The organism is Psychromonas sp. (genome assembly GCF_983033635.1).
The window spans coordinates 12,290-15,262 of the sequence record NZ_CEZLMY010000082.1 but is presented as its reverse complement, the minus strand read 5'-3'; the positions used below and the strand labels follow the sequence as shown (position 1 = coordinate 15,262).

Below are 2,973 nucleotides of genomic sequence, written 5' to 3'. Positions count from 1 at the left end.
TATAAACTCCGCTCTTTCTCCTAAAACTCAAATGAAATGACTGCAATCTGAATAGTTACGATGAATTTAAATATTAACTGCATCTGTATTTTTCTCGCTTGCCTTGCTAGGATCGTTTTTTTGATCCTTGCTAGGTATTTCTTTTGACCATTTCCGCTTCTACTTTAAAAAAACATCTCTCTCTCGTCTTATATAAAGATCAATTTCGTTTAGCACGCCGCATTGACGGTGCAATAAAGCAAAATACCCCCGAAAAAGTAGAAGATGCTTTAGTTAAAATTGCCTGTGATATCCAAGTTTCAATGGATATAAGAGAGCAGCGTTTAACTAATCTACCCGAAGTGAGTTACCCAGACTTGCCCGTCAGTCAGAAAAAAGATGAGATTGCTGAGGCGATTCGCGATAATCAGGTGGTTATTATTGCCGGTGAAACTGGATCCGGTAAAACCACGCAGATTCCAAAAATCTGTTTAGAGTTGGGGCGCGGTGTCAGCGGACTGATTGGCCATACGCAGCCGAGACGATTAGCGGCGCGTACCGTTGCCACCCGTATTGCCGAAGAGTTAGGTTCAAGCTTAGGTGAAACCGTCGGTTACCGAGTTCGCTTTACCGATAAAGTCAGCGAGCAATCCTATATCAAGTTAATGACCGATGGGATTTTATTAGCGGAAATTCAACACGATCGTTTTTTAAGTCAATACGACACCATTATTATTGATGAAGCACATGAGCGCAGCTTAAATATCGATTTTCTACTTGGTTATCTGAAACGCCTATTACCGCGCCGTCCGGAACTGAAAGTTATTATCACCTCTGCAACCATCGATCCTGAACGTTTTGCTAGCCATTTTTCAGATAGAACTGGCAAAAATGCACCGATTATTGAAGTATCAGGGCGAACCTTTCCCGTTGAAACCCTGTATCGTTCGCTTGAAGATTATGCCGGTGGCGATCAAATCGAAGGGATCTTTAATGCGGTTGATGAACTGCAGCGAATGGGCCGTGGTGATATTCTTATTTTCATGAATGGTGAGCGTGAAATTCGTGATACCGCAGAAGCGTTAAACCGTCGTAATTTACGTGATACTGAAATTTTGCCGCTGTTTGCGCGTTTAAGTGTGGCGGAGCAAAATCGTATTTTCCAGTCGCATCGCGGACAGCGCATTGTTTTAGCGACCAATGTGGCAGAAACCTCCCTTACTATTCCCGGTATTAAATACGTTATTGATACGGGGACGGTGCGCATCAGTCGCTACAGTTACCGCACTAAAGTGCAGCGCTTACCGATTGAGCCGGTTTCTCAAGCCAGTGCTAATCAGCGTAAAGGGCGTTGCGGGCGTGTTAGTGATGGTGTGTGTATTCGCTTATATGATGAAGATGATTTTCTCTCTCGCCCTGAATTTACCGATCCGGAAATTCTGCGTACTAACCTTTCTTCGGTTATCCTGCATATGTTGGCGCTTGGTCTGGGTGAATTAAACAAATTCCCTTTTGTGCAACCACCAGAAGACAGGAATATTAAAGATGGTTTATCACTACTAGAAGAGCTCGGCGCGGTTAATTTAAATGCCAAGGATCCCCGTAAAAAACTCACCGCATTAGGTCGCCACCTAGCAAAACTGCCTGTTGATCCGCGTTTAGCACGTATGATTTTAGCTGCTAATCAGTTTGGCTGTGTGCATGAAGTGATGGTGATAAGTGCGGCATTAAGCATTCAAGATCCGCGTGAACGTCCAATGGATAAACAGCAGGCGTCAGATGAAAAACACCGCCGATTTTTTGACAAAGACTCAGATTATATGGCCTATGTTAATCTCTGGAATTATCTTAAAGAGCAGCGTAACGAGCTTTCCAGTAGCCAGTTTAGAAAGATGTGTCAGAAAGAGTTTCTGGCTTATATGCGTGTGCGTGAATGGCAGGATATCTACGCGCAAATCAAGCAGGTTACAGATGAGTTAGGGATTAAAGTTAATCAGCAGCCGTCAAACTTTGATTCTATTCACCAGGCATTATTAGCGGGGCTGTTATCGCATATTGGTTTTAAAGATAAAGAAGCAGAGTATCTCGGCGCGCGTAACAGTAAGTTTTTTATGTTCCCGGGATCGGGCTTATTTAAAAAACAGCCTAAATGGGCGATGGTTGCCGAGCTCGTTGAAACCTCAAAATTGTTTGGCCGGGTCGCCGCACGGATTAAACCGGAATGGGTTGAGCAGCAAGCACAACATTTAATAAAGCGTAGTTACAACGAACCGCATTGGCAGAAAAAAGTAGGGGTCGTAGGCGCGTTTGAGAATCAAACCCTGTACGGGCTGCCGATTGTCAGTAAACGCAAAGTGACTTATACGCAAATAGATCCTGCATTATGTCGCGAACTGTTTATCCGTCATGCGCTCGTTGAAGGGGAGTTTATAACACGTCATCAATTCTTTAAAGATAATCAGGCACTGCTTGAAGATATTGAAGAGTTAGAGCATAAATCCCGCCGCCGCGATATTTTAGTTGATGATGAGACTCTTTATTATTTTTATGATCAGCATATTCCCAGTAATGTTGCCAGTGCTAAACAGTTTGATAGCTGGTGGAATCGTGAGAAGAAAGCAAACCCTGAGCTGTTAAATTATCAACGTGAAGAAGTGATGGCGCATGGCGCGGATAAGGTCACTGCGAATGCTTACCCTGATTTTTGGCAGCAGGGGCCTTTTAAACTTAAATTGAGTTATGCCTTTGAGCCGGGCAGTGCACAAGATGGTGTTAAGGTTGATATCCCGTTAGCACTGCTTAACCAGATACAAGCGACTGGTTTTGATTGGCAGATACCAGCGCTGCGTGAAGAGTTATTAATCGCGCTGATTAAAACCCTGCCTAAAACAGTGCGTCGTAATTTTGTACCAGCACCGAATTACGCAGAGGCGGCGATGGCGGTAATGGAACCGTTAAAAACGCCATTATTAGAAGCATTTGAAAAACAGCTGC

At 43.8% G+C, this 2,973-nt stretch carries 1 protein-coding gene; it reads left to right on the top strand.

The window, feature by feature from the left end:
- Positions 1–143: 143 nt before the first annotated feature.
- Positions 144–2,973 (top strand): ATP-dependent RNA helicase HrpA (hrpA, locus tag AC4GME_RS11535; protein ID WP_490379420.1); only part of this gene is annotated, 2,830 nt, incomplete at its 3' end.